The sequence below is a fragment of the Brevundimonas sp. FV1ye28 genome, from assembly GCF_058681135.1.
The window spans coordinates 930,132-956,350 of the sequence record NZ_CM178731.1 but is presented as its reverse complement, the minus strand read 5'-3'; the positions used below and the strand labels follow the sequence as shown (position 1 = coordinate 956,350).

At 67.0% G+C, this 26,219-nt stretch carries 21 protein-coding genes; 15 read left to right on the top strand and 6 right to left on the bottom strand.

Annotated features, from left to right (window positions below; all coding sequences use genetic code 11):
* Window positions 1-148 precede the first annotated feature (148 nt).
* Window positions 149-1,429 (bottom strand): lytic murein transglycosylase, encoded by a 1,281-nt coding sequence (locus ACW171_RS04890; RefSeq protein ID WP_492095970.1) that lies wholly within the window; start codon window positions 1,427-1,429, stop codon window positions 149-151.
* A 295-nt stretch (window positions 1,430-1,724) separates the two neighbouring features.
* Between ACW171_RS04890 and ACW171_RS04885 the strand changes: the two genes are divergently transcribed.
* Complete coding sequence (locus tag ACW171_RS04885) at window positions 1,725-2,834, top strand: acyltransferase family protein (RefSeq protein WP_492095969.1); 1,110 nt, start codon at window positions 1,725-1,727, stop codon at window positions 2,832-2,834.
* A gap of 3 nt (window positions 2,835-2,837) precedes the next feature.
* Entirely contained in the window at window positions 2,838-3,257 is a 420-nt protein-coding gene (locus tag ACW171_RS04880; RefSeq protein ID WP_492095968.1) for a DUF1801 domain-containing protein, read from the top strand.
* Between the two features lie 6 nt (window positions 3,258-3,263).
* Here ACW171_RS04880 and ACW171_RS04875 read toward each other — a convergent pair whose 3' ends face one another.
* The gene (locus ACW171_RS04875) at window positions 3,264-3,506 is read right to left on the bottom strand and encodes a hypothetical protein (RefSeq protein WP_492095967.1); all 243 of its coding nucleotides are present in this window, start codon (window positions 3,504-3,506) and stop codon (window positions 3,264-3,266) included.
* Window positions 3,507-3,596: 90 nt separating this feature from the next.
* Here ACW171_RS04875 and ACW171_RS04870 point away from each other — a divergent pair, with 90 nt between their 5' ends.
* Complete coding sequence (locus tag ACW171_RS04870; RefSeq protein ID WP_492095966.1) at window positions 3,597-4,601, top strand: helix-turn-helix transcriptional regulator; 1,005 nt, start codon at window positions 3,597-3,599, stop codon at window positions 4,599-4,601.
* Here the strand turns inward: ACW171_RS04870 and ACW171_RS04865 are convergent.
* Window positions 4,580-6,007, bottom strand: coding sequence for a helix-turn-helix domain-containing protein (locus ACW171_RS04865; RefSeq protein WP_492095965.1), 1,428 nt, complete (start codon window positions 6,005-6,007; stop codon window positions 4,580-4,582). The two genes, ACW171_RS04870 and ACW171_RS04865, sit on opposite strands and share 22 nt — an antisense overlap.
* Before the next feature lie 292 nt (window positions 6,008-6,299).
* Here ACW171_RS04865 and aceA point away from each other — a divergent pair, with 292 nt between their 5' ends.
* Both aceA and ACW171_RS04855 read left to right on the top strand, forming a co-directional pair.
* Window positions 6,300-7,580, top strand: coding sequence for an isocitrate lyase (gene aceA, locus ACW171_RS04860; protein ID WP_492095964.1), 1,281 nt, complete (start codon window positions 6,300-6,302; stop codon window positions 7,578-7,580).
* A gap of 15 nt (window positions 7,581-7,595) precedes the next feature.
* Window positions 7,596-7,814: a hypothetical protein gene (locus tag ACW171_RS04855; RefSeq protein ID WP_309627955.1), complete on the top strand. Its 219-nt coding sequence runs from the start codon at window positions 7,596-7,598 to the stop codon at window positions 7,812-7,814.
* 152 nt (window positions 7,815-7,966) lie between these two features.
* On the opposite strand, the gene ACW171_RS04850 is transcribed toward ACW171_RS04855, so the two are convergent.
* Window positions 7,967-10,258 (bottom strand): ATP-binding protein, encoded by a 2,292-nt coding sequence (locus ACW171_RS04850; protein ID WP_492095963.1) that lies wholly within the window; start codon window positions 10,256-10,258, stop codon window positions 7,967-7,969.
* A gap of 271 nt (window positions 10,259-10,529) precedes the next feature.
* Here ACW171_RS04850 and ACW171_RS04845 point away from each other — a divergent pair, with 271 nt between their 5' ends.
* From ACW171_RS04845 to phoB, 6 genes are all read left to right on the top strand, one after another.
* A complete protein-coding gene (locus ACW171_RS04845) occupies window positions 10,530-11,837 on the top strand; it encodes a sensor histidine kinase (RefSeq protein ID WP_492095962.1) in 1,308 nt (435 codons plus the stop codon).
* 145 nt (window positions 11,838-11,982) lie between these two features.
* Window positions 11,983-13,425: a phosphate ABC transporter permease subunit PstC gene (gene pstC, locus ACW171_RS04840; protein ID WP_492095961.1), complete on the top strand. Its 1,443-nt coding sequence runs from the start codon at window positions 11,983-11,985 to the stop codon at window positions 13,423-13,425.
* Window positions 13,418-14,731, top strand: coding sequence for a phosphate ABC transporter permease PstA (gene pstA, locus ACW171_RS04835; RefSeq protein ID WP_492095960.1), 1,314 nt, complete (start codon window positions 13,418-13,420; stop codon window positions 14,729-14,731). Before pstC ends, pstA begins: the two co-directional genes overlap by 8 nt.
* A gap of 160 nt (window positions 14,732-14,891) precedes the next feature.
* Window positions 14,892-15,695, top strand: coding sequence for a phosphate ABC transporter ATP-binding protein PstB (pstB, locus tag ACW171_RS04830; RefSeq protein ID WP_492096591.1), 804 nt, complete (start codon window positions 14,892-14,894; stop codon window positions 15,693-15,695).
* A complete protein-coding gene (gene phoU / locus ACW171_RS04825; protein ID WP_492095959.1) occupies window positions 15,692-16,429 on the top strand; it encodes a phosphate signaling complex protein PhoU in 738 nt (245 codons plus the stop codon). The genes pstB and phoU overlap by 4 nt, the downstream gene beginning before the upstream one ends.
* Window positions 16,430-16,441: 12 nt before the next feature.
* The gene (gene phoB, locus ACW171_RS04820; RefSeq protein WP_448795214.1) at window positions 16,442-17,131 is read left to right on the top strand and encodes a phosphate regulon transcriptional regulator PhoB; all 690 of its coding nucleotides are present in this window, start codon (window positions 16,442-16,444) and stop codon (window positions 17,129-17,131) included.
* Here phoB and ACW171_RS04815 read toward each other — a convergent pair.
* The gene (locus tag ACW171_RS04815) at window positions 17,107-17,988 is read right to left on the bottom strand and encodes a bile acid:sodium symporter family protein (protein ID WP_492095958.1); all 882 of its coding nucleotides are present in this window, start codon (window positions 17,986-17,988) and stop codon (window positions 17,107-17,109) included. The two genes, phoB and ACW171_RS04815, sit on opposite strands and share 25 nt — an antisense overlap.
* A gap of 988 nt (window positions 17,989-18,976) precedes the next feature.
* Window positions 18,977-19,900 carry an Hsp33 family molecular chaperone gene (locus tag ACW171_RS04810; protein WP_492095957.1) on the bottom strand — a complete coding sequence of 308 codons (924 nt, stop codon included), beginning with the start codon at window positions 19,898-19,900 and terminating at the stop codon, window positions 18,977-18,979.
* Window positions 19,901-20,073: 173 nt separating this feature from the next.
* Between ACW171_RS04810 and ACW171_RS04805 the strand changes: the two genes are divergently transcribed.
* From ACW171_RS04805 to ACW171_RS04790, 4 genes are all read left to right on the top strand, one after another.
* Window positions 20,074-21,519 (top strand): SDR family oxidoreductase, encoded by a 1,446-nt coding sequence (locus ACW171_RS04805; RefSeq protein ID WP_492095956.1) that lies wholly within the window; start codon window positions 20,074-20,076, stop codon window positions 21,517-21,519.
* Between the two features lie 48 nt (window positions 21,520-21,567).
* The gene (gene serA, locus ACW171_RS04800) at window positions 21,568-23,460 is read left to right on the top strand and encodes a phosphoglycerate dehydrogenase (protein WP_492095955.1); all 1,893 of its coding nucleotides are present in this window, start codon (window positions 21,568-21,570) and stop codon (window positions 23,458-23,460) included.
* A gap of 91 nt (window positions 23,461-23,551) precedes the next feature.
* Complete coding sequence (locus tag ACW171_RS04795; RefSeq protein ID WP_492095954.1) at window positions 23,552-25,372, top strand: autotransporter domain-containing protein; 1,821 nt, start codon at window positions 23,552-23,554, stop codon at window positions 25,370-25,372.
* A 213-nt stretch (window positions 25,373-25,585) separates the two neighbouring features.
* On the top strand, window positions 25,586-26,206 hold the full coding sequence (locus ACW171_RS04790) for a M23 family metallopeptidase (protein WP_492095953.1): 621 nt from the start codon (window positions 25,586-25,588) through the stop codon (window positions 26,204-26,206).
* Window positions 26,207-26,219 lie beyond the last annotated feature (13 nt).

Sequence of the window (26,219 nt, the reverse complement as noted above, 5' to 3'; positions counted from 1 at the left end):
CTCCCGGTCTTTGACACAGCCAGTCCGGTGCCCTCGCGACGTAGACTCTGTCGAGTCTGTAGACTCTATTTTTGGAGTCGCGCCTCTCTGGCGAGGGCCCGCCGGCCGAAGCTGGATACTGTTTCTCTGACGCGCCTTCAGAGAGGGGTCAGTTTCCGCGCATCAACTCGTCCGCCAGTGCGGCGGTCAGATAGCCGTCGGGCACGCGTCCATTCGCGACCTGCCACTGTTTCAGAGCGCGACGCGTCCCCGACCCGACCACGCCGTCGATGACGCCGGGGTCAAAGCCGGCGCGGGCCAGAGCCGATTGAGCTCCGAACCTCTGATCGCGGGAGATCGGGCCGTCGTCCGGCCAGGTCCCGACCAGACCGGGACGTCCGGTGGCGCCGTCCGCCGTCAGGCCGATCGCCAGCGCATAGCTGACCGAGTTGTTGTAGCGGCGGATGATGTAGTGGTTGGGTAGGGCCAGGAAGGCCGGGCCGCGCGCACCCTGGGGCAACAGGATGACGCCGTTCTCGGTCGCCTCATCCGATGTCGGGGCGCCGCCCCGTGCGAGGCTGACGCCGCGCTGGGCCCAGTAGCTCCACGGACGACCATCGGCCTCGGCCTGTGCGTAGTCGAAGTTGGCGGGGAGGGTGATCTCATAGCCCCAGCGCTGGCCGCGCTTCCATCCGGCCTGAGCCAGAAGGTTGGCCGCGGAGGCGAGGGCGTCGGCCTCGGAGCCCCAGATGTCGACCTTTCCGTCGCCGTTCTGGTCGACGCCCAGACGCAGGTAGTTGTCGGGCATGAACTGAGTCTGGCCCATGGCTCCGGCCCAGCTGCCGAGCAGGCCCGACCGGTCGCGGCGACCGTCGATGACGATGTCGAGCGCGTTCTTCAGCTGGCCCTCGGCCCAGTCGCGACGGCGCCCGTCGAAGGCGAGGGTGGCCAGCGATCGGATCACATCCTTGTTGCCCTGGACCTGGCCGAAGCTGGATTCATTGCCCCAGATGGAGACCAGGATCTCGGCCGGCACGCCGAACCTCTGGGTCACGCTCCACGGCGCGGCGTCGATCCGGCGTCTGGCTTCGGCGATCCGGGCGGCCGAGGCGGCGTTGGCGATATAGGCGCCGGCCGGGCGGCTGAACTCGGGCTGGCTGCTGTCCAGACGGACGACGTCGGGATCGGGGGTGAAGCCGGCCAGCTGCTGTTCGTAGAGCGCGCGCCGCGCGCCGCCGTGACGGGCCAGGAAGCCCTGTTTCCAGGCCTCTGCCGTGGCGTACTGCTCCGCAGACGACGCAGGCGGCGCGGGAGCGGGCTGCACCGGCCTCGGCGTCGGTGCGGGCTGGCTGGGCGCGGCGGCCATCGGAACCAGGGGCGGTGCCTCGGGCAGCATCGGCGCGCAGGCCGAGACGGCGGCGATCAGGACGAGACGATAGTCGAGGCGCATGAGGCGAAGGTTTCCCTGGAGTTCTGGCCCGATCAAGACCCTGAGCTTAGCGCACGAGTATGGCGGTGCGTTGCGGCAAAAGGGTGAACGCGACATCAACCGTGTCCGATTCCGTCGTCTTAAGGAATCTGCGACATTCTGTCCTCGCTCTCGACACGGCCTGGTGGCGGAGGGGCGACGCAACGGGCGTGCAAACCCGTAGACCCTCCGTTCAACTCGGAGGCCAGGCCTCCAAGACTTTCGAGATCGCGCCCGAGGGCTGGCCGCCGCCCAGGGCTGGGCGTATCACGACCGCGTGAACACTCCGGCATCATCCCGCTCCGCTCCGCGCCGTTTCGAGGCGCTCGATTCCCTGCGCGGCGTCTGCGCCGTTCTTGTCGTGATGTTCCACATGCCGGTGGCCAGCCACTGGCGGGACTGGGGTCTGGTCCAGCACGGCTATCTGTTCGTCGATTATTTCTTCGTCCTGTCCGGCTTCGTCATCGCCCACGCCTATGCCGGACGGCTGAAGACGGCGAAGGACGGCGGACGGTTCATGATCCGGCGCCTGGGCAGGGTCTGGCCGCTGCACGTCCTGATGCTCGGGGCCTTCATGGGACTGGAACTGGCGCGGCTGTGGTTCGGCATCGACATGGCCACGCCGTTTACGCGCGACCGATCCGTCGAGGCGATCTGGGCCAACCTGTTCCTGATCCAGTCCTGGCATATCCTGCCCTCCCTGACCTGGAACGGCCCGGCCTGGACGCTGAGCGCCGAGGTGGCCTGCTATCTCATCTTCGCCGGACTGGTGCTGGTCGCGCCCCGGCGGTTCCGCTGGATCGGCGCGATCCTGGCGGTCGTCGGAGCGGTGCTGGTGCTGATGTACGCCCGGCGCTGGATGAACACGACCTACGACTACGCCGTGCCCCGCGCCGTCTATGGTTTCTTCCTGGGGTGCCTGCTCCAGGGCCTGTGGCTGAGCATCCCCCAACTGAAGGGCGGCTGGGCGACCGCGCTGGAGATTGCGGCGGTCGTCGCGACCTGTGTCTTCATCGGCTGGGCGACGGGGCCGATCACGGTGGCCATCACCCTGTTCTTCGTCGGGGTGGTCTGGGCCTTCGCCGGCGAAGACGGCGCGCTGTCGCGGCTGCTCGACCATCCCGCCCTGGTGACCATGGGGCGTTGGTCGTTCGCCATCTACATGGTGCACATGTTCGTGCTGACGGTGATGATGATCGTCGCTCGAAAGCTGGACCTGCTGCCGGGAGGACGGCGCATCGACTTCGGCTCGGTCTGGATCAATGATCTTTTCGTGCTCGCGATGTTCGGCCTCATCCTCGTCCTGGCCATTCTCGCCCATCATGGGGTCGAGAAGCCGGCGCAACGGCTGATCGATCGCTGGACGTCCGTGAAGCGGGAGGACTGATCGATGGCGGAAACCAAGACGAAGCCCTCGACGATGTCGGTCGACGACTTCGTCGCAGCGGTCGAGCATCCCGGTCGGCGCGAAGATGCGCGAACCCTGATCGAGCTGCTGACCGAAATCTCCGGCGAGCCCCCTGTGATGTGGGGACCCTCGATCATCGGGTTCGGCCGGTATCACTACCGTTACGACAGCGGCCATGAGGGCGACGCTCCGTTGGTCGGCTTCTCTCCCCGCAAGGCGAACACCGTCCTCTACATGACGGCCTATCACGACGAGCGCGCCGACTTTCTCAGCCGGCTGGGCAAGCACAAGAGCGGACAGAGCTGCGTCTACGTGAACCGCTTGTCCGATGTGGACATCGACGTCGTGGCCGAGATGGCGCGGTGGACCATCAAGACCACGCGGGAACGCTACCCGGACTGAACAGGCCTAAGCGGCCATGCGGAAGTCGTCATATCGGGCGTCGGTGGCGCGGGCCTCGTCCCACAGGGCGTCCTCGTCCGAGTAGCGGGCGCTCGCCCGGGCATCGATGACGTCGACCACCTGTTCCTCCAGTCGATCCCAGATCACGGCCAAGTCGCTGCAGCCTTCGGCTTCGCAGGGGACGATCATGTAGCGGGCGGCGTTGATCTGGGCCGAGGGCGTGAACTGGGGAGCGAAAGCGCGGGCCATGGGGTGTCTCCGGTCTCGAAGCGGTTGCTGTTGAGGATAAGATAGGACAGGGTTACGTCAGTTTCGGACGTATCTTCGGGAGCCATTCGCTTGCGGCACGACAAGGCAGTCATGGTCATCGAGCTGGCGCGTCGCATGGCGGCCTCGGCCGAGGGGCTGACGCTGGACGAGATGGCGCAGGAGACCGGCGTCGGCCGACGCACGGCCGAGCGGATGCGCGACGCCGTGATCCTGCTGTTTCCCTCGGTGGAGGAGGTCTCGGATCCGCCGAGCAAGCGCTGGCGCATTCGGGGCGGCTTGTCGGCCTTTGAACAGGCTCCGACGGCGACCGAGTTGCTGGAACTCTCCAAGGCGGCGCAGGGGCTGCGGGCCTCGGGCGAGCCGAGCCGGGCGGCGGCTCTGGAGGGGCTGGAACGCAAACTCAAGTCGGCGATGCGCTCGACCACGCTGAACCGGCTGGCCCCCGATCTTGAGGCACTCGTGCGGGCCGAGACCATCGCCGTACAGGCCGGGCCGCGCCCTTCCGCCGACGAGGCCATGCTGGCGACCATCCGTGCGGCGATCCTGGCCCAGGCCCCCCTCGGCTTTACCTATTCCCGACCCGGTGCGGAGGCGCGACGGCGTTCCGTCGCGCCCTGCGGCGTCATGTTCGGCCGCGCCAACTATCTCGTCGCGGCGGACCGGGAGAGCGGCCGCATCCAGACCTTCCGTCTCGATCGCATGAGCGCGGTGGAGGCCCAGGATGGCTTCGCCCCACCGCCTGCGGACTTCGACCTTTCGGTTTTCGCCAGCCAGTCGTTCGGCATCTATCAGGATGAGATCGAGGATGTGGTCCTGCACGTCTCGCCCTCAGGCGCGGCCGAGGCGCGCGGCTGGCGCTGGCACCCCACCCAGTCGCTGGAGGATCAGGCGGACGGCAGCGTCGTCGTGCGCTTCCGCGCCTCGGGTATGCGCGAACTGGCCTGGCACCTGTTCACCTGGGGTCAGCAGGTCAAGATCGTCGCGCCCCAGCGACTGAAGGCGGTCATGGCCGGGGAGCTTGCGGCGGCGCAGAGGGCACTGGAGGCGACGCCTTATTCGGCCGCGAACGGATAGGGGCTGACCGACTTCGACCAGTCGTCGACACGCAAGGGCCGGTCGACCGGCGGAGCGGCGCGTTCGGCGCAGGGGTGGCGGTGGCACAGGCGGCAGGCGGGACCGATGGGGGTGACCTCCGGGGCCATCAGGTCGAGGCCGCGCGCGTACATCAGCCGGTGAGCATCCTTCAGTTCGCAGCCCAGACCGATGGCGAGGTCGTGATGCTCCCCGTAGCCGTCGTGGCCCTGACGATCGACGGTGCGGGCCAGGGTGAACCAGCGGTTCCCGTCGGGTGTTTCGATGATCTGGGTGACCAGGCGGCCGGGCGTGCGGAAGGCGGAATGCAGCCGCCAGCGCGGGCAGGCTCCGCCGAAGCGGGCGAAGGGGAAGGCCCCCGAGGCATAGCGCTTCGAGACATTGCCCGCCTGGTCCACCCGTATGAGGAAGAAAGGCACGCCGCGTGCAGTAGGGCGCGACAGGGTCGTCAGCCGGTGGGCGACCTGTTCGAAGGAGGCGCCGAACCGCGTCTGCAGCCGGGCGATATCATAGCCGGTCGCCTCGGCTGTCCGCTGGAAGGCGGCGTAGGGCATCAGGATGGCGGCGGCGAGGGTGTTGGTCAGGGACACCTTGAGCAGGGCGCGCGTCGTGTCATCCGGCGGGCGGGCGGCGTCGGCGAGCGCGGTCAGCTCGGCCTCATGCTCGGACAGGGCCAGTTGATAGGCGATGGCGAAGGCGCGCGACGACGGATCCAGCGTCTCGGACAGCAGCAGGCGACGCCGGTGCGGATCGAACCGGCGGGTCCATTCGACCATGACCTCGGCCGGCATGACGCGAACCGACAGGTTGTGGCGGGCCTGCAGGCGGGCGCGGGCCAAGGCCTCGAACCCGTCGCCGGTCTGGTTGGGGTCGAGGGCGGCATGCAGGGCCTCGCCCAAGGTGTCGAGTTCGGGGAAGTAGTTGGCGCGCGCCTGGATGTGGTCGCGCACCCAGTCGGCGGGGGAGGGGCCTTCGCTGGTCTCGCCCCCGTCGATCAGGGCGGCGCGAGCGCGATCCCGCTGCTCGGCGAAGGCGCGATAGAGACGGAGCAGGGCCTCGGCGGCGGCGGGGGCCTCGTCGGTCAGTTGCAGCAGTTCGTGGCGGGGGACATCGAGGCCCTGGAACAGGGGGTCGGCGAGGGCCTCGGCCAGTTCCGCCTCTCCGGCCGCGCCCGACTGGCCTAGCTGACGCAGATCGACGTCGTAGGCCTCCGCCAGACGTAGCAGCAGCTGGGCCGAGACCGGTCGCTGATTGCGCTCGATATGGTTCAGATAGCTGGGGGAGACGCCGAGGTCGCCGGCCATGGCCGTCTGGGTCAGCCCCCGGTCGCGCCGCAGCCGCTTCAGCCGGGCGCCGAGGAACAGTTTGCGATCGGCCGAGGCGTCCATCAATCTCTCCCTCCGTGCACCCCGGCGAAGGCCGGGGTCCAGATCACGGACTCCGTCGGCGAAAGCGGCGTGCCGAGGTGTCTAGTCCCGCCGCCCGTCCCGCTTCTGGACCCCGGCCTTCGCCGGGGTGCACGGTGATAGAGGAGAGTTGTCACGATGTGTCACAAAAGTCAAAGTCACAACATGACAACATGACACGAACCTTCGGCCTCGATCTGTATCAGAAATGACAGCGGCGTGTTCTCTGTCCTGACCGACGCGACGTTCGCGTTGACAGACACAGCAGAGCGCCATGACCACCTTCGCCGATCTCGTCCCTTCGCCCAAAGGCCGCTTCGACGGCATCGAGCGCCCCTACACGCCCCAGGATGTCCTTAAGCTGCGCGGCTCCGTGCCGATCACCCACACCCTGGCGGAGCGCGGCGCCAACCGCCTGTGGGAGCTCCTGCACACCGAGCCCTTCATCAACGCCCTGGGCGCCGTCACCGGCAACCAGGCCATGCAGATGGTCCGCGCGGGTCTGAAGGCCATCTATCTGTCGGGCTGGCAGGTCGCCGCCGACGCCAACACGGCCGGCGCCATGTATCCGGACCAGTCGCTGTACCCGGCCAATGCCGCGCCGGAACTGTGCCGCCGCATCAACCGCACACTGCAGCGCGCCGACCAGATCGAGCACGCCGAAGGTGGTGCCAAGCGCGACTGGTTCGCGCCGATCGTGGCCGACGCCGAGGCCGGCTTCGGCGGGCCGCTGAATTCGTTCGAGATCATGAAGGCCTTCATCGAGGCGGGCGCCGCAGGCGTCCACTTCGAGGACCAGCTGGCCTCGGAGAAGAAGTGCGGCCACCTGGGCGGCAAGGTCCTGATCCCGACCCAGGCGCATGAGCGCAACCTGGTCGCTGCCCGCCTGGCCGCCGACGTCATGGGCACGCCGACCATCACCGTCGCCCGCACCGACGCCGAGAGCGCCCAGTTGATCACATCCGATGTCGATGAGCGCGACCAGCCCTTCATCGACCGCGATAACCGCACGCCCGAGGGTTTCTTCCGCCTGAAGGAAGGCACGGGCCTGGACCACTGCATCGCGCGGGGCCTGTCCTACGCCAACATTGCCGACCTCCTGTGGTGGGAGACCTCTCATCCCGATCTGGACGATGCGAAGAAGTTCGCGGAAGCCGTCCAGAAGCAGCATCCGGGCAAGCTGATGGCCTACAACTGCTCGCCGTCGTTCAACTGGGAAGCCAAGCTGGACAAGGCCACCATCGCCAAGTTCCAGCGCGAACTGGGTGCCATGGGCTACAAGTTCCAATTCGTGACCCTGGCCGGCTTCCACAGCCTGAACAACGGCATGTTCGAGCTGGCCTCCGGCTACCGCGACCGCGGCATGGCGGCCTATTCCGAGCTGCAGCAGCGCGAGTTCTCGAACGAGGCCAGCGGCTACACCGCCACCCGCCACCAGCGCGAGGTCGGCACAGGCTACTTCGACCAGGTCGCCACCGTCATTTCCAACGGGCAGTCCTCCACGACCGCCATGAAGGAATCCACCGAGACCGCGCAGTTCGTCGCGGCCGAATAATCAGGAGAGACGCATATGGAACCGCTGAGCCGCCCCCAGGCCATCATCGACTTCTGCCTGGCACCCCTGGCGCTGGACTCCGGCTCTGAGGCCGAACGTGAGGTGCGCCGCCGCCTCGAACACGTGATCAAGACCTATCAGACCAAGCTGGCCGTCGCCTCGGCGCCGACCACGGTCGACTTCAGCCAGATGCCGTCGCAGGTGATCAACGAAGCCGCCCACGGCTACGAATAGGTCCACTACGCAGTCCTGCCCCAGGTCGGGATCCTAAGAGGCTCCTGCGTCCGCGAGGTCGCCGGAGCCTTTAGCGTTATTGGCTTGGTCGGCGGGGGGCGAACCGCGAATTTCTGCGCTCTCGGCGGTTCACGTCGCCGAACTTTTGCAGTTCACGCCGCCGCGGCTTTTTGCTGATTCTCACCGCCGAGTTCGGCGACGACCGACAGCAAATCGGCTGCGTCGAAAGGCTTGGCCAGGTGGCGATCTGCGCCGGCGGCCTTGGCCTGGGCGACATGGTCGGGCAGGGCGTTGGCCGTCAGCATGACGATCGGCGCACGAGCTTGTCCAGTGGCGGCCTCGTGCCGGCGAATCTCGCGGACGGCCGTCAGCCCATCCATCACCGGCATCTGCATGTCCATCAGGATCATGTCGAAGGCCTGGGCGCGGCAGGCTTCCAGGGCCTCGGCCCCATTTTCGGCCTGGACCAGGTCGATCGGAGCCTGTGACAGGATCAGCTCAACGACCTTGCGATTGGTCGGGTGATCATCTGCGACGAGGACGCGCATGCGGTCAGTGGACTGGTCTTCGTCCTGGGCCGTGGCCGCGACCGGAACGGCGGGGGCCTCGGCCAAAATAAGGGGCAGGGTCAGAATAAAGGCGGAACCGCCGCCTGGCTCGCTTTCGCAATCCAATTCGCCGCCCATGAGGTCTGCCAGTTGCCGGCAGATGGCGAGGCCCAGGCCGGTGCCGCCGAAGCGACGCGTGATGGTGCCGTCAGCCTGTTCGAAACGGGTGAACAGGCGCGCCTTGGCGGCGGCGTCGAAGCCCACGCCAGTGTCTTCGACCGTGAAGCGCATGATCGCTGCGCCTGTGCGATCCTTGCCGACGCAGGCGGTCAGGCTGACGAAGCCGGTGGTGGTGAACTTGACCGCGTTCGACACCAGGTTTGTCAGAACCTGCTTCAACCGCACCACGTCGCCGCGCACCCAGACGGCCGCCTCCGGCTCGATCTCGACGAAGAACTGCAGGCCCTTGTCGCTGGCGGGTTCGCGATAGAGCTGGGCCGCATCATTGACCGCCCGCGCGAGGTCAAAGGCCTCATCGGCGATTTCCAGCCGGCCGGACTCGACCCGCGCCAGATCCAGAATGTCGCTGAGCAGCGTCTGTAGCGTGTGTCCCGAAGACTGGATCAGGTCCAGCATCTCGCGCTGGTCGCTGGCAAGCGGCGTCCGCGCCAAGGCCTGCGTCAGGCCGATCACTCCGTTCAGGGGCGTCCGGATTTCATGGCTCATGTTGGCCAGGAACTCGGACTTCGCCCGGTTCGCCTGTTCGGCGGCCTCCTTGGCCTCAGCCAGCGAGACAGCATCACGCTTCAAGTCCGTGATATCGTTGACGACGGTGACGATGCCGCCGTTCGATGTACGACGGTCCTCGACCCGCAGCCAGCGGTTTCCGGCGATGTGCTGCTCGGTGCTGTTCGATGATCGACTGCGGACTACGAGCCTCTCTTTCATCCACTCCTGTTCGCGACCGATGGCGTCTTCGTAAAGTCCCTGATCGAGGCCCAGTTGGAGCATGTCGCGAAAGCGAACACCGACGGCCAAGGCCGACGCAACCTCTGGGTTCACCTCGGCATAGCGGGCATTCCAGATCAGAAGGCGATCCTCGGCGTCGTAGAAGCCTAGTCCATCCGGCATGGCGTCAATGGCTTCGCGCAGATGGCCGAGCGCTGCGGTGCGGCCCCAGAGGCCGACGATCGTCACGAAGGCGGCGATCATCACCACGACGGTGGCGCCGCCGACGACCCAGACCAGCAAACCCGACTCGGAGATCAGAGTGGCCGAAAGGACGGAGGAAGGATCGGGTACGATCTCCATGGCCGACATGCCGCCGAAATGCAGGCTGACGACACTGAGAACCGCAAAGGTCGTGTTGCCGGGGATGCGCCACCAACCGTCGCGCTTCACCCAGACCGCGGTGCAGAGAGCAAAGGCCATGCTGACGCCGACTGCGCCGAGGACGAACGGGACATCCCAGGCCATCGCACCGCCCTCGATATGCATGGCGGACATGCCGATGAAGTGCATCGCTGCGACGCTGGATGCGGCCAGCAAGGCCACCAGGCTGCGCGTCAATCTCGAGCCGCCGTTCAGGGCGACCGCGACGCCCAACACCATCCCGGCGATGACGATGCCCAACGACAACAGGGTTTCGCCTGCCGCGTACTGGATCATGGCGCTGGAACGGTAGCCAAGCATGGCCAGGAAGTGCGTCGCCCACACGCCGAGGCCTCCGACCAGGCCCGCAGCAGCACCGTAGACGACCTTCGTCCGCGGGCCGTTCTGACGCGCCATCCCGATAAGAGTGATGCAGGTGGCGAGACTGACCACGCAGACAGCGGCCGCCAGCAGCGTAAGCCGCCAGTCATGCTCGACCACCAGGCAGTTCAGTATCCAGCTCAAACGTGTGTCTTTCCCGACATTCGCGATCAGCTTGACCGGGAGAAGTAAAAAAACAGGCCTATGCCGGGGCGCCGTCGGGCGTCTCCGGATTCTGCTCGCCTTTTCGGGGCATCCCGTTCTAGGAAAAGGCGAGACGACTGAACGGCCCGTCCGTCTGTCAGAAGGGGGCGCCGACACCATGCCGTTCGATGAATCCCCATCACCGGTAGCGCCCCTGCCGTCTTCCAGGCTCTGGACAAACGGGGCGACCGGCGGCGTCGGCGTCATAATCATGCTGATCCTGGCCTCCGTGCGGCCCGACGCGGCGGCGTGGCTTCTCGGCGGCGCGGCCGTCATGACTGTGGTGACGATGCTGGGTCTTAAGCGGCGCCAGGTCTCGCGCAGCGACGCATCGCTGGATGTGGCCAGCGCCAGCCTCTCGGCACCCGAGGATGCCGGGTTGCTGGACAGCGTCTTCGAGGCTCTGGACGACCCCGTAATGATCGTCAGCGGCGGCGAGGCGGACGACATCGCCGGACGCCGCATCGTTTTGGCCAACCGGGCCGCGCGGGATCTGTTGCGCATCCAGCGGGAAGGGGCCCTTCTGGTTTCCGCGATGCGCGACCCCAATGTGCTCGAGGCGGTGGATGAGGCTTTGTTCGGAGGGGTGAGCCGGACCAGCGACTACAATGCGGCCGGTGCTCGTACCCGCCACTGGAAGGCCTGGGTGCGGCCGCTGCCGTCCCCGGGGGGCTCCAATATGGCTTTGCTGGGCCTGCGGGACGAAACCGACGTGCGCCGGATGGAGCTGATGCGCGTGGACTTCCTGGCTAACGCCAGCCACGAACTACGGACGCCGCTGGCCTCACTCAGCGGTTTCATCGAGACGTTGAAAGGTCACGCCAAAGACGACCCCAAGGCCCGTGACAAGTTCCTCGACATCATGGCGGCCCAGGCCGAACGGATGGGGCGGCTGGTCGCGGACCTGTTGTCGCTCAGTCGGATCGAGCTGAACGAACATATCCCGCCGTCGGGCAAGGTGGACCTGCCGCGCGCGGCATCCGACGTGGTCGATGCGATCAGCGTCCTGTCGCAGGAGAAGGGTGTCACCGTCTTGCTGGACGTCCAGCCGGGCGACGTGCGGATCATCGGTGACCGGGACGAGATCGTCCAGGTGATCCAGAATCTGACCGACAACGCTATCAAATATTCTCCCGTGGGCGGCACGGTCGATCTGACGGTTCGATATGGACTGGACGTCGAGGCGGCGGCGGGAGCGCGAATGCCTGGCGCGACGAGGCTGTCGCTTTTGACGCCGGATCGCGAAGCGGGTGCGCGCTACGTTCTGGTCTCGGTGCGGGACTATGGGCCCGGAATGGCGCGCGAGCATTTGCCGCGGCTGACCGAGAGATTCTACCGGGTCGAGGGTCAGAAGAGCGGCGAACGGCCTGGCACCGGCCTGGGGCTGGCGATCGTTAAACACATCGTCAACAGGCACCGGGGTGGCCTGACGGTCGAAAGCGCGCCCGGCGACGGCTCCTTGTTCAGCGTCTACTTGCCGCTGGACACGGGTTCAGCAGGGCGGTCCGGGCCCGCATGAGGCCGCGAAAACGCCGGTCGTCTACGGCGTTGCAGAACTGTCATGGAACCGTCCTAATCCGCTGACCATCCGAGGGCAGTTATCGCGCCGAGACGGGCCGGACTTCCGCGCACGCTCTGATTCTTAGCGTGCGCCCCGGGGCCTGATGATCTGGCTAGTCGTTCCACTCGTCGCGGTGTTCGCCGTGCTCGCCTATCTGGCCGGGCGCGGTCAGGCGCAGCGTCGCGCCTCCGCCCTGGCCGGGGCTGACAAGGCGCACTCCCGGCCGCAGCAGCACGGCTACTACGCCATGATCTGGGTGGCCGTGCCCGCTCTCGTCGTGACCATTCTGATGGGTGTCTTCTCCGCGCCGGTGGCCCACCACCTCCTTTCGGCGGGAGCGCCGGCGGAAGCCCGGGCGCTTGAGCCGATCCGGTTCGAGGCCTACCTGAACGACGCCCGTCGCGTCGGCGGCGGCCAGGCCGCCTTCCAGACCTGGCCCGGCGCGCTCGGCCAGGCCCTGCCGCAGGAGGCCGCGCGTTCCGCCCGTCTGCAACAGACCCTGATCTGGGGCGGAATCGTCGCCGCGATCCTGGCCGCAGTGATGGGCGGCCTGTTCGCCTTCAGCCAGATTCGGCCGACACTTCGTGCCCGTAACCGGGTCGAGGGCTGGATCGGCGGCGTTCTATTCGCCTGTTCGGCCGTAGCCATCCTGACGACGGTCGGCATCGTCTTTTCCCTGCTGTGGGACGCGCTGCGTTTCTTCCAGTTCGTGCCGGTCACCGAGTTTCTGTTCGGGACCCAGTGGAGCCCGCAGATCGCCATTCGCGCCGATCAGGTCGGTTCATCCGGCGCCTTCGGGGCCGTGCCGCTGTTCGCCGGGACGTTCCTGATCATGCTGATCGCCATGGTCGTGGCGGCGCCTGTGGGACTTTTCTCGGCCATCTATCTGTCGGAATACGCCAGCGCCCTGTCGCGCGGCATCGTCAAGCCTGTGCTTGAGATTCTCGCCGGTGTGCCGACCGTCGTCTACGGTTTCTTCGCCGCGCTGACGGTCGGTCCTGCCTTCCGCGAGTTCTTCAACGGCATTGGCGCAATGCTGGTCGGCGGGCCGCTCGACGGCGTGGGGCAATATCTGATGCTGGTCCAGAACCAGATGGCCCTGGTGGCCGGCGCCGTCATGGGGATCATGCTGATCCCGTTCGTGTCCTCGTTGTCGGACGACATCATCAATGCGGTGCCCCAGTCGCTGCGCGACGGCTCCTACGCCATGGGCGCCACCAAGTCCGAGACGGTGAAGCGGGTACTTCTACCGGCCGCCCTGCCGGGCATCGCCGGCGCCCTGTTGCTGGCTATGTCTCGCGCCATCGGCGAGACCATGATCGTCACGATGGCCGCAGGCCTTGCAGCCAACCTGACGCTCAACCCGCTCGACACCGTGACGACCGTCACCGTCCAGATCGTCACCCTGCTGACCGGCGACCAGGAGTTCGACAGTCCCAAGACCCTGGCCGCCTTCGGCCTCGGTCTGACCCTTTTCCTCGTGACCCTGCTGCTGAACATCGTCGCCCAGCGGATCGTCCAGACCTATCGGGAACAGTATGACTGACACCGGCGCCGACAAGATGTGGGCCCGTCTGGCCGCCGAGGATCCCGCACGCGCCGCCCGGCTGCAGAAGGGTCTGAAGGCTCGCTATGCCCGCGAGATGCGTTTCAAGCTGTACGGCGTGCTCGCCGTCGCGGTGGCCATCGGCTTTTTGGTGCTGCTGCTCGGCCGCATCATCGATCAGGGGCACACCGCCTTCTACGCCAACCAGATGACCGTGCAGGTCTATATGGACCCGGCCCGGATCGACCGCGCCTATCCGCAGGGCACGAACTTCCAGCAGATGGTCGCCCAGCAACAGCTGGCACGTCTGGGCGTCGCCGACGATGAACAGGGCGCCAAGGCCACGGCATATCGGTCGCTGATCTCGTCGGAGCTGAAGTTCCGTGCCGCCGACATGATCCGCGAGAATCCGTCGCTTATCGGCCAGACGGTCGAGATTACCGCCCCCGTCTCGGACGAGGCGGACCTCTATTACAAGGGCGAAGTCACCCGCGAGACAGCCTCCGAGCAGCGCCGAGTTAGCGACGAGCAGATGGCCTGGCTGGATGAGCTGAAGCGCGGTGGCCAGGTGTCGGCGACCCCGAACACCCAGCTGTTCACCAACGGCGACTCGACCGAGCCGGAACTGGCGGGCGTGCTCGGTGCCGTGGTCGGTTCGGCTCTGATGCTGCTTGTCACCGCCTGCATTGCCATCCCGTTGGGCGTCGGTGCGGCCGTCTATCTGGAAGAGTTCTCCAAGAAGGGGCGGATCACCGACCTGATCGAGGTCAACATCAACAACCTCGCGGCCGTGCCGTCGATCGTCTACGGCCTCTTGGGCGTGGCCCTGTTCATCAACTGGATGCATCTGCCGCGTTCATCGCCGCTGGTCGGGGGTCTGGTGCTGGCCCTGATGGCTCTGCCGACGATCATCATCGCCACGCGGTCGGCCTTGAAGGCCGTGCCGCCGTCGATCCGCGAGGCCGCCCTCGCCATGGGTGCCAGCCGCACCCAGACGGTCTTCCATCACGTCCTGCCGTTGGCCATGCCGGGCGTGATGACCGGCACCATCATCTCGATGGCCCACGCGCTGGGTGAGACCGCGCCGCTTCTGCTGATCGGCATGGTCAGCTTCGTGCCGGGCATTCCTGGCGCAATCGACGAGCCGGCCGGCGCCCTGCCGTCCCTGGTCTATATCTGGGAGAACGCTTCCGAGCGCGCCTTCCACGAGCGGACGGCTGCGGCCATCCTGGTCCTCCTCGCCTTCATGATCGTCATGAACGCCGCCGCGATCCTTCTGCGTCGTCGCTTCGAACGTCGGTGGTAGTCTTATGAAATTTCCCTTCTTCCGCAGCCCCGACGGCAACGAGGGCGGCAGCCCGTCCGACACCCCGATGATGGGCGGTCAGGTTCTGCCGGGCGCCAAGGCCGAAGACGAGCGGCGCGACGAATCCATCCTGACGCCCCAGCCCGAGACGGCCGGTGCCATGGGCAACCGCGTGCCGCCGGTTAAGTCTCCGGCGGGTCCCGTCGGTCCGACCAAGATCGCCGCTCGCGACGTGTCGGTCTTCTACGGCGACAAGCAGGCTCTGTACGACGTCTCGCTCGACATTCCGGACAAGACGGTCACCGCCTTCATCGGTCCGTCGGGCTGTGGGAAGTCGACCTTCCTGCGCACGATGAATCGGATGAACGACACCATCCAGGGGTGCAGCGTGACCGGCAGTATCCTGATGGACGATCAGGACATCAACGCTCGCTCGGTCGACCCAGTCCTGCTGCGGGCCCAGGTCGGGATGGTGTTCCAGAAGCCGAACCCGTTCCCGAAGACGATCTACGAGAACGTCGCCTACGGTCCCAAGATTCACGGCCTGACCACGTCGAAAGCGGAACTGGACGCCATCGTCGAAAGCTCGCTGAAGAAGGCGGGCCTTTGGGACGAGGTCGCCGACCGTCTGCACTCGGCGGGTACCGGCCTGTCGGGCGGCCAGCAGCAGCGTCTCGTCATCGCCCGCGCCATTGCCGTGCGCCCCGAAGTCATCCTGATGGATGAGCCCTGCTCGGCGCTGGACCCGATCGCGACGGCGAAGATCGAGGAACTGATCGACGAACTGCGCGAGCAGTACTGCATCGTCATCGTCACCCACTCGATGGCCCAGGCGGCGCGCGTTTCGCAACGGACGGCCTTCTTCCACATGGGGCGTCTGATCGAGCACGGGAACACCGAGGAAATCTTCACGAATCCCCGCGAGCGGCGCACGCTGGACTACATCACGGGACGCTTCGGTTGAACCAGCACACGGTCAAGGCCTACGGCGACGAACTGAACCAGCTGACCGCCGAGGTCGCCCGCATGGGCGGTCTCGCCGAGGCCCAGGTGGCGGACGCGGTCGAGTCGGTCGCGCGGCGCGATATCGCCCTGGCCCGGGCGGTGGTCGAGCGCGACGCCAAGGTCGACGCGATGCATCGCGACATCGAAAAGAAGGCCATCCGCCTGATCGCCCTGCGTCAGCCGGTGGCGTCGGACCTGCGCAAGACCCTGGCGGCGATGAAGCTGTCGGTCGATCTGGAGCGGACCGGCGACCTGGCCAAGAACATCGCCAAGCGGGCGCTGTCTCTGGCCGAGACCGAGCCGATGCAGCCCTTGACCCGCTCGATCGAGCGGATGGGCAAGCTGGTGTCGATGCGGCTGCGCGACGTGCTGGACGCCTACACGGCCTCCGAGATCGACCGGGCCATGGCGGTCTGGGCTTCGGACGACGAGGTCGACGAGCATTACAACGCCCTGTTCCGCGAACTGCTGACCTACATGATGGGTGATCCGCGCACGATCAGCGCCTGCACCCATCTGCTGTTCATGGCCAAGAATCTGGAACGGATCGGCGACCACGCGACCAACATCGCCGAGGTCATCCACTACGAGATCACCGGCGACGAGATGACCGGCGAGCGTCCGCGCTGGACGCCGACGCCGGGCGAATGGGATGCGGATTCGGGGCACATGCCCACGCCGACGACGGACTGACGGAGAGACTGAGTGCAGCCCTATATCCTGGTGATGGAAGACGAGGACGCCCTGGCGACCCTGCTTCAGTACAACCTCGAAAAGGAGGGCTACGACGTCGTCGTCGCCGCCGATGGCGAGGAAGGTCTGGTTCAGATCGACGAGCGCCAGCCCGACCTGGTCCTGCTGGACTGGATGCTGCCCAAGGTGTCGGGCATCGAAGTTTGCCGTCGCCTGCGTGGCCGTCCCGAGACCCGCAACCTGCCGGTCATCATGCTGACGGCGCGGGGTGAGGAATCGGATCGCGTGCGCGGCCTGGACACCGGCGCCGACGACTATCTGACCAAGCCCTTCTCGATGACCGAGCTGATCGCCCGCATCCGGGCCGTCCTGCGCCGTATCCGGCCCGGTCTGGCCGATGACCGGGTGGGCCACGGCGACATCGTCATCGACCGCGTCGCCCACCGGGTGAAGCGCTCGGGCAAGGAGGTCCATCTGGGCCCGACCGAGTTCCGCCTGCTGGATCATTTCATGCGCCATCCGGGTCGGGTGTTCAGCCGCGAACAACTGCTGGACGCCGTCTGGGGGTCGGACGTCTATGTCGAGGCCCGTACCGTGGACGTTCACGTCGGCCGCCTGAGGAAGGCGCTGAACGTCGACGACAGCGCCAATCCGATCCGGACCGTGCGCTCGGCCGGTTATTCGCTGGATCTGGAAGGCTGAGCCTTCTCTGATCCGCGCGTGATCAGCACGCCGAAGGCGGCCGCCAGCGGGAACATCAGGACGCCGTAGACGGCGGCCGGCATCGACATGTCCGGGTTTCGCAACACCGACTGGGCGATGACGATGGCCAGGGTGGCGTTGTGGAGCCCGACCTCGAAGGCGCTGGCGATCGACTGGGGGCGATCGACCTTCAGCAGGCGCGGGACGAGGAAGCCGATCCCCAGGCTGATGACGCAGAAGGTGATCACCACGCCGGCGATGGCGGCGAAGTTCGCGACCAGGATGTCGATCTGGGCGGCGACGGCGCCGATGATGACCAGGGTCAGGATGACGACCGAGGCGATGCGGACAGGCTTGTCCATGGCCGCTGCGAAAGCGGGCTTCAGCCTTCGCACCAGCATGCCGAGGGCGACGGGGCCGAGGACGATCAGGAAGACCTCGATGGTCTTCTGAAGCTGCAGCCCGACCTGGCCGCCGTCCGGGTCGAACCAGGCCAGAGACAGGTTGACCACGATCGGCAGGGTGATGACGGCGACGACCGAGTTGATGGCGGTCAGGCTGATGTTCAGGGCCACGTCGCCCCGGAACAGGTGGCTGTAGAGGTTGGCCGTGGTGCCGCCCGGCGAGGCGGCCAGCAGCATCATCCCGACCGCCAGGACGGGCGGGAGCCGGAAGGCCAGGACCAGGCCGAAACAGACCAGGGGCAGGAGGATCAGCTGGCAGGCGAGGGCGATGGTCACCGCCTTGGGCCGGCGTCCGATGCGGACGAAGTCTCCGGGCGTGAGGCTGAGCCCCAGGCCGAACATGATGATCCCGAGCGCGATCGGCAGGCCGATGACGGTAATGGCAGAGCCCATGGGCGTGTCCTCCGACGCTGTGTCGCGTTTGAATGCAGGGTGTCATGGCGCGGGCAGGGGCGCCAAGGGGCGGGCTGTAGGGGTCCGTAGCGAATCTTTTCCCTCCCACTTGGGGGTCGACGAAGGATCGCATGCGATCCGAGGAGGTGGTCGCGTAGCGACCGGGTGAGGGCGGCGGGGTGATGCGGATGCGGGCCTGGGGGGATTTTGCCTTGCCGTCCCCACCCGACCTCGCTTCGCTCGGCCACCCTCCCCGCGGGGGAGGGAGAAGACTGGGCACGCCTCATCGTCCTTCCGCTGCGAACGGGTGTGGGGAAGTCGACGGAGCCTGGGCGGTCGCCCGGAACCGAGGTGGCCCCCTGCTTTCGCGTTACGGGGACCGCTTGAATGTAGTTTTCGGCTCGCGCCGAAGGCTCCGTCCCCGACCGGGTCCGCGAGCGTCACCCAGCGGGTTTACGGACACCCCGGGGGGGCCTGCATCTCCGCCTTGGCGGAGACCGGCCACGAATCCCGGGTCCTTTGGACCCTTAGGCGATAGGCCCGCGACGGGCGGCAGGCTCAGGCCCGCCGGGCTCCGAGGTTTCACGCCCCTCGAACAACCCCGCTACGATCGGTCCCGCCGCACGTCCGGGTCCTGGGCCCAGGACGCCTTCCCCGACGACGGGATGGCTCCATCATAAGGGATGTTCGAGGGGGCGCCGGTTCGGAGGGCTTTTAAAAGTTCGGGGTGTTGATATCGTTGGGGGAATCCGGCGATCCTTTGCCAACTCCAGAGCTTCCCTTCTCCCCATGCGGGAGAAGGTGGCAGCCGAAGGCTGACGGATGAGGGGTCGTGCCGACGGTTGGACTGAGGGCTGCCGAGGCTCACTGGACACGTCAGCGTGACCCCTCACCCGCCCGCGCCAGGACGACGGCTTCGCCGCCGTGCGCGGCCTCCCTCTCCCGCAAGGGGGAGAGGTCACCTAACCGCAGGTGGGAGAGGGGTGTTTCAGCCTGCGGCGGTTTCGACGGCGTCCGGCTCGAGCTTGTAGACGGTGGCGCAGTATTCGCAGGTGACGTGGATCTTGCCGTCGTCTTCGACCATGTCGGCGCGTTCCTCCGGGCCGAAGGAGGCCAGGACGGCGCCGATGCGGTCGGCGGAGCAGCGGCACTGGGCCTTGAGGGCGCGGGCGTCCTCCAGCCGCACGCCGTCCTCGTGGAACAGGCGGAAGAGCAGGATTTCGGGCGTCACGGTCGGGTCGATCAGCTCGTCGTCGCCGAGAGTCTGGAACAGGGCGCGGGTGCGGTCCCAGACCTCTTCGGTCGAACCGCGCGCGTCGTCGCCGGCGATCAACTGAATCAAGGCACCGCCCGCGCGCCAGGTCGTGCCGGCTTCGTTGGTGACGGAGCCGACGGCCAGATGGACCTTGGTCGGAAGCTGTTCGGACTGGACGAAATAGTGTTCCGCAGCCAGCGACAGGCTTTCGCCCTCGATCGGGGTGATGCCTTGCGTGCGCTCGAAGTCCGGGCCGCGATCCAAGGTCATGACGAAGACGCCCTGGCCCAGCAGGGTCTTGGCGCCGGGGCGCGCGAAGCCGGAGGAGACGGCCGCGACCTCGTCCTCGTCGAAACGGCAATAGCCGCGCAGATGGCCGTCGGTGTCGTAGTCGGCGACGACATAGCGGACGGGACCATCGCCCTGGGCCTGGACGATCAGCCGGCCTTCGAACTTCAGGGCCGAACCGACCAGGGCGGCGAGCGCGCAGGCCTCACCCAGAAGCGCGGCGACCGGCTCCGGATAGGCGTGGGCGGACAGGATCTTGTCGATGGCGTCGCCCAGGCGGACGAGACGGCCGCGCACGGGCCAGCCCTCGATCTGGAAGGCGGCGGCGAGGTTGTCGGTCGGCGTGGCGGCGGGCGCGTGATCGGTCACGGCGGGGTCCTTACGGGCGAACTGTGGAGAGCCGTGCAAGATAGTGCGCCGGCGCGGCATTGTAAGGGCGGCGACCTGAGGCTCGCGCAAGCGTCGCCGCATGCTATCTCTTTGGGCAACCGGCCTGACGGTCCGCCCGTTCCAGAAGCCGACACCGAGGAAAGCTTACGCCCATGCCCGCCAAGCCGAACCTGAAGCCGCTGGACCAGCAGGCCATCGTGATTACTGGCGCCACGTCCGGCATCGGTCTGGCCACCGCACGCCGGGCGGCCCGGGCGGGGGCCTGTGTCTTCCTGATCGCGCGGGGCGAGAGCGACCTGAAGGCCCTGGTCGAGGAGTTGCAGCAGGAGGGGGCGCGGGTCGCCTATGCGGTCGCCGACGTCGCCGATTACGAGGCCCTGGCCGTGGCGGCGGACAAGTGCCGACGGCTGTTCGGCGGGTTCGACACCTGGGTCAACAATGCCGGGACTTCGATCTATGGTCCCATCCGTGAGACGACGCTCGAGGACCAGCATCGGCTGTTCGAGACCAACTACTGGGGCACGGTGAACGGGTCGCTGGTGGCGGCGGAATATCTGAGGGGCCAGCCGGGCGGTGGGACCATCGTCAATGTCGGTTCGGTGCTGGGAGACGCGCCGATGCCGGTGCAGGGGGTCTATTCGGCGTCAAAACACGCCGTGAAGGGGTTCACCAACGCCTTCCGCATGGAGCTGATGCGCGAGAAGGCGCCGGTGGCGATCAGCCTGGTCAAGCCGGCGGCGGTGGATACGCCCTATCGGAAGCACGCTCGCAACCTGACCGGCTATGCGGTGCAGAACCCCCAGCCGGTCTATGCGACCCATGTGGTGGCAGACACCGTCCTGTGGTGCGCGACCCACGGCGTGCGCGAGATCACGGTCGGCGGAGGCGGGCGCGTCATCTCGTCTTTCTACAATCTGCTGCCAGGCTTGGCGGAACCGATTTTCGCGCGGTTCGCTCCTGTTGCGATGCGGGACAGGGGTTCCGCCTATGAGCCGTATGACGACGGGCTGTATGACCCGACCGACGACGGCCTCCACGAAGAGGTTCATTATCCCATGGTTCGACAGTTCAGCGCCCTGGCCGAAGTTCGCAAACATCCCGGCGTCACGGCCGGCTCATTGGCGCTCGTCGCAACAGCCGCCCTGGTCACCTATCTGCTGACGCAGCGGACGGGGCCGCGTCGGTTCGAGGAAATCCGCGACCGGTTCGATCCGCGCGGCTGGATCGACGCCGAAGCCCTGCGTCACCGGTTCGACGACATCTCGCGCGGCCTGACCGAGCGGGCCGAAGAGGTTGCCGATCGTGCCGGCGATCTGGGCGACGATGCGCGCCATCAAGCCAAGAAGCTGTTGAAGCGCGGGCAACGCGCTGTGTCCGACAAGCAGCGTCGCAAATACGCCCGTGAGGCTCGCCACTATGCCGAGGAGACGGGTCGGTCGGCGCGCCGCTATGCGGGAGACGCGGGTCGTTACGCCAAGGATCACGCGCGTGAAGGCGGGGCACTGCTGGCCGTGGCGACCATCGCGGCGGCCATCGGCGCGGCGGCTCTGGAAAGCCAGCGTCCCGACAGCCGGGTGCGTCGTTTGACGGGGCTGTAAGGCCCACAAACCCGTTGCTGCGTCTGCGAAGCTGAGCGAAAGGGAGGCATGACCGCCTCCCCGACGCTTATTTTCGACTTCGATTCGACGCTTGTGCGCATCGAAACCCTCGAAGCCCTGGCCGATATCGCGCTGGAGGGGCATGTCGATGCCGTATCTGTGCGAGCCGAGATCGCGTCCCTGACAGACCGGGCCATGGCCGGAGAGCTGGATTTCGGCGAGGCGCTGCGGGCGCGGCTGGCCTTGCTGCCGCTGACCAGGGCTCATGTTCAGACGCTGGCGGATCGGATCCTCGACGAGGGGACGCCGTCGGTGCGGCGCAATCTTCGTTTCTTCAACGAGAACGCGGCCAGCATCATCATCCTGTCGGGCGGCTTCCGCGACGTGATCGCACCCGTCGCCGAGCGGCTTGGCGTGTCGCCGGATCGGGTGTTCTGCAACGACCTGATCTACGACGCCGATGGCCGGGTGACGGGCGTCGATGCGACCAATCCGCTGTCGGAAGAAAACGGCAAGCCGAAGGTGATTAAGGCCCTGGGCCTCAAGGGGCCAGTGGTCATGGTCGGGGACGGCTGGAACGACGCAGAGGTCAAGCTGGCCGGGGCGGCGGACCGGTTCTACGCCTTCACCGAGATCGCCCGGCGCGACAAGGTCGTGGCCGTCGCCGACGGCGAAGCGAAGTCCATCGACGAACTGCTGCACGCCGAGGGTCTGGCCGGGCGCTGGTCCTATCCGAGGAGCCGCATCAAGATGCTGCTGCTCGAGAACATCCATCCTGCCGCCGTCGAACGGCTGGAGGAGGCGGGCTACTCCGTCGAGACGATGAAGGGGGCGCTGGACGAGGACGACCTGATCGAGAAAATCAAGGGCGTGCATGTGCTGGGCATTCGCTCCAAGACCAATGTGACCGAACGGGTGATGGAGGCGGCGGATCGGTTGCTGGCGGTGGCGGCCTTCTGCATCGGCACCAACCAGATCGATCTGGACGCCTGTGCCGCCAAGGGGGTCGCAGTTTTCAACGCCCCCTATTCGAACACCCGCAGCGTGGTGGAGCTGGCCATCGGCCTGACCATCACCCTGATGCGCGACGTGGTGGACAAGTCCGCCGCCATGCACGTCGGCAAATGGAACAAGTCGGCGGACGGGTCGCGCGAGCTGCGGGGCAAGACCCTGGGTATCGTCGGGTATGGGGCTATCGGCTCACAGCTGTCGGTGCTGGCCGAGGCGCTGGGGATGCGGGTTATCTTCCATGACCTGTCGGAGCGGCTGGCGCTGGGCAACGCCAAGCGGATGCGGTCGCTGGATGCGCTTCTGGCCGAGGCGGACGTGGTCAGTCTGCACGTCGACGGGCGGCGCGAGAACACCAACCTGATCGGCGCGGCCCAGTTCCAGATGATGCGGCCGGGAACCCTGTTCCTGAACCTGTCGCGCGGCCATGTGGTCAATATCGGCGACCTGGCCCAGGCCATTCAGGGCGGGCGCGTCGGTGGCGCGGCGCTGGACGTCTTCCCCGAAGAGCCGCGCACAAACGCCGATCCGTTCGACAGCCCGCTGATGGGGTTGAAGAACGTCATCCTGACGCCGCACATCGGCGGCTCGACCGAGGAGGCTCAGGAAGCCATCGCCGAGTTCGCGGCCGAGCGGCTGCTGGGCTATCTGAACCGGGGCGACACCACCTTCTGCGTCAACCTGCCGAACGTGCAGCTGACCGAGGTCTCGGGCGGGCACCGGATCCTGCACATCCACAGGAACCAGCCGGGCGTTCTGGCCGAGCTGAACAGGGAGCTGTCGGCGGCCGGCCTGAACATCCTCGGCCAGCATCTGAAGACGGACGAAAACACCGGCTACGTCATCATGGACGTCGATCGCGATTATGATCCGCAGGCGCTCAGGGTGCTCAAGAGTGTGGCCGGAACGCTTCGGTTCCGCCTGCTGCATTAGAAGGCTTCCCCGGCGGCATCTTGCGCTCGCGTGAAACGGGCGCAGACTGTCGTCCAACGGTCGCGAAATCGACGGCCGAGGGAGGAAAACCATGTCACGCTATCTTCGCGGTGCAGCTCTGGCTGCGCTGACGCTCGCCGCAGCCTGCGCCACTGCCGGCTCTGTTTCGGCTCAGAGCTACAACCGGCTGGTCGTGTTCGGCGATTCGCTGACCGACAACGGCAACCTGTATCTGGCCTCGGGCCGGACCCAGCCGCCGTCGCCGCCGTATTTCCAGGGCCGGTTCTCGAACGGTCCGGTCTTTACCGAACGGCTCGGCTTCGCCGCCGCCAACTTCAACGGACCTGTCACCGGCAGTATCAACTTCGCCTACGGCGGCTCGCGCACAGACAACGCCGTCGCCTTTCCGCCGGGCATGCGTCAGCAGCTGACGACCTATGTCGGGCGCGGCGGGGCGTTCGGATCGGGGGATCTGGTCAGCGTCCTTGGCGGCGCGAATAACATCTTCCAGGCCTTGGGCGCCTTTGCGGTGCTGCCGCCGGCCAGCCAGACCAACCCCACCGGCTATATGGCGCCGGTCGTCTCGGCCGCGGTGTCGGACATCAACTTCATCGTCAACGACATCGCGACGCGTGGCGCAGGCACGATCATGGTGACCAACCTGCCGCGTCTGGGCATCACGCCCCAGTTCTCGCCCACGCCTCTGGCGCCCCTGGCCGACAACTCCGGCTCGAGCTTCAACAGTCAGTTGCAGACGGCGCTGATCACGACGGCGGCGGCACGGCCCGGCACGAACATCATCCTGTTCGATCTGGCCAAGGTGTCGGACGCCCTGGCGTCGAATCCGGGACGGTTCGGCCTGACCAACGCCAGCCAGTCCTGCCTGGTCGGCGCGACCCTGTGCGCCAATCCCGACAGCTATCTGTATTTCGACGGCGTTCACCCGACGTCCGCCGGTCACCGGCTGATCGCGGCCCTGTCGGCGGACTACCTGTACTACGCCAACCGCGCGGCCGAATCGACGATCCAGGGCGAGACCGCCTATCGGTATCGCGAGGATGCACTGGACGGCGCCACGGCCCGCCTGTCGGGTCATGCAGCCTGGGAAGCCGGCACCTCGATTTCGGTCGGCGGCCTTTATGACACCGGCGGCTTCGACCAGCGCGGCTTCGCCTCCCAGGGCAAGTTCGACAGCGTGGGCGGGCAGATCATGCTCGAATCCGGCACCGAGACCCTGCGGTTCGGCATGGCCGGCGCTTTCCGCAACGCGGACGTCGTGGCGGGGCCTTCCAGCTTCGAACTGCGCAGCCTGTCGCTGGACGTCTACGGCGGCTGGCGTTCTGGCAATCTGTTCCTGAACGCGGCGGCCGGCGTGGCCAGCGATGACTTCAACGACATCGAACGCGTCAGCTCTCTGGCGGCGATCACCATGACAGGCGAGACGCGCGGCTACTCGACGGGTGCGCGCGCCCAGGCCGGGATGTGGTTCGATGCCGGCGGGATCGCCTTCTCGCCGCGCGTGGCGGTCACCTATGCCGACGCCACGGTGGACGGCTACAACGAACAGGGCATCGCGGCCTCCTATGCGTATCGCGATCGCTCGGTGAAGGGCATTTCGGCCGAGGCCGTCCTGCGCGCTGAGGCCGATATGGGTGGCTTCGGCCTCTTCGCCGAGGGCGGTTATCGCGACAGCCTGGACGACAGCTCCGACGCGGTCCGGGTCGGCATCGCGGGCAACCCGGCCCAGGTCCTGGCGCGCGAATACGACGATCCGTTCGGCGGTTCGGTCCTGGCCGCCGCCGGGGTGTCGGGCGATCTGGGCCCGATCGAGGTCGAGGTCGGCTATCGCGGCCGCTTCGGCGATCACGGCGACAGTCACACGGGTGGCATCACCTTCACCCTGCCTCTCTGAGGCGAAGGTCCGATACTAGAAGAAGCGCGTCGGCCGGCGGCCGGCGCGCTTTCGTCTGTCTGGTTCCCGGGGTGCGACGCCCTGTCGCCCCGCGCGCCCCAAAGTCGCCCCAGCAATCGTTAATACCCCGGTTCGCCGCAGCGCGCCGGTCTCTGATCCGCGCTCGCAGGCTTCCACCGCTTCTCGAAAAGCGCCACCTGAGCTGACGACGTCATGCGCCGACTCTTTCCGACCGCCCGTGCCTTTGTGATCCATTCCGGCCAGACCGGCGCCCTGATCGGCGTCGCCGTCCTGGCCATGGCCATGGCGCCTGCGGATCGGGAAATCGACATCGAGACCTTCGCCCTGCCGGAGCTGCCGCCGGTCACGGCTGTTGCGGCCCCCGCCGGACCTCTGACCCGGCCGATGACCTTCGAGGAGCCCGTGCGCGGTTTCGCCATCAACTCCCGGTTCGGGATGCGCCGCCTGGGCGGTGAGCCGGGCGTGCGGATGCACAAGGGCGTGGATATCGCGGCGCCGAGGGGGACCAGTGTCTATTCGTCGGCGGAGGGCGAGGTCGTGCGCATCGGTCACCAGCCCTCGGGCTACGGCAACTTCATCGAGCTGCGCCACCCGAACGGAATGACGACCATGTACGCCCACCTGAGCCGCATCGACGTGGCGTCGGGCGACCGGGTCCTGGCGGGCGAGCGGATCGGCCTGGTCGGATCGACCGGTTATTCGACCGGCCCGCACCTGCATTTCGAGGTCCGTCGCGGCGGGGCCCAGGTCAACCCCGCGCGGGTCATGGGTGAGACCTTCCAGGTGGTGGTGAGCGAACCCGCCGTCGGCTGATCGTTCGTCATCG

What these genes read in the sequence shown, in the direction of transcription:
- ACW171_RS04790 (WP_492095953.1), top strand. Translation starts at nt 25,586, where the DNA reads ATGCGCCGACTCTTTCCGACCGCCCGTGCCTTTGTGATCCATTCCGGC.
- ACW171_RS04880 (WP_492095968.1), top strand. Translation starts at nt 2,838, where the DNA reads ATGGCGGAAACCAAGACGAAGCCCTCGACGATGTCGGTCGACGACTTC.
- aceA (WP_492095964.1), top strand. Translation starts at nt 6,300, where the DNA reads ATGACCACCTTCGCCGATCTCGTCCCTTCGCCCAAAGGCCGCTTCGAC.
- pstC (WP_492095961.1), top strand. Translation starts at nt 11,983, where the DNA reads ATGATCTGGCTAGTCGTTCCACTCGTCGCGGTGTTCGCCGTGCTCGCC.
- ACW171_RS04815 (WP_492095958.1), bottom strand. Translation starts at nt 17,988, where the DNA reads ATGGGCTCTGCCATTACCGTCATCGGCCTGCCGATCGCGCTCGGGATC.
- ACW171_RS04845 (WP_492095962.1), top strand. Translation starts at nt 10,530, where the DNA reads ATGCTGATCCTGGCCTCCGTGCGGCCCGACGCGGCGGCGTGGCTTCTC.
- serA (WP_492095955.1), top strand. Translation starts at nt 21,568, where the DNA reads ATGACCGCCTCCCCGACGCTTATTTTCGACTTCGATTCGACGCTTGTG.
- pstB (WP_492096591.1), top strand. Translation starts at nt 14,892, where the DNA reads ATGGGCAACCGCGTGCCGCCGGTTAAGTCTCCGGCGGGTCCCGTCGGT.
- ACW171_RS04805 (WP_492095956.1), top strand. Translation starts at nt 20,074, where the DNA reads ATGCCCGCCAAGCCGAACCTGAAGCCGCTGGACCAGCAGGCCATCGTG.
- ACW171_RS04795 (WP_492095954.1), top strand. Translation starts at nt 23,552, where the DNA reads ATGTCACGCTATCTTCGCGGTGCAGCTCTGGCTGCGCTGACGCTCGCC.
- ACW171_RS04890 (WP_492095970.1), bottom strand. Translation starts at nt 1,429, where the DNA reads ATGCGCCTCGACTATCGTCTCGTCCTGATCGCCGCCGTCTCGGCCTGC.
- ACW171_RS04875 (WP_492095967.1), bottom strand. Translation starts at nt 3,506, where the DNA reads ATGGCCCGCGCTTTCGCTCCCCAGTTCACGCCCTCGGCCCAGATCAAC.
- ACW171_RS04855 (WP_309627955.1), top strand. Translation starts at nt 7,596, where the DNA reads ATGGAACCGCTGAGCCGCCCCCAGGCCATCATCGACTTCTGCCTGGCA.
- ACW171_RS04865 (WP_492095965.1), bottom strand. Translation starts at nt 6,007, where the DNA reads ATGGACGCCTCGGCCGATCGCAAACTGTTCCTCGGCGCCCGGCTGAAG.
- pstA (WP_492095960.1), top strand. Translation starts at nt 13,418, where the DNA reads ATGACTGACACCGGCGCCGACAAGATGTGGGCCCGTCTGGCCGCCGAG.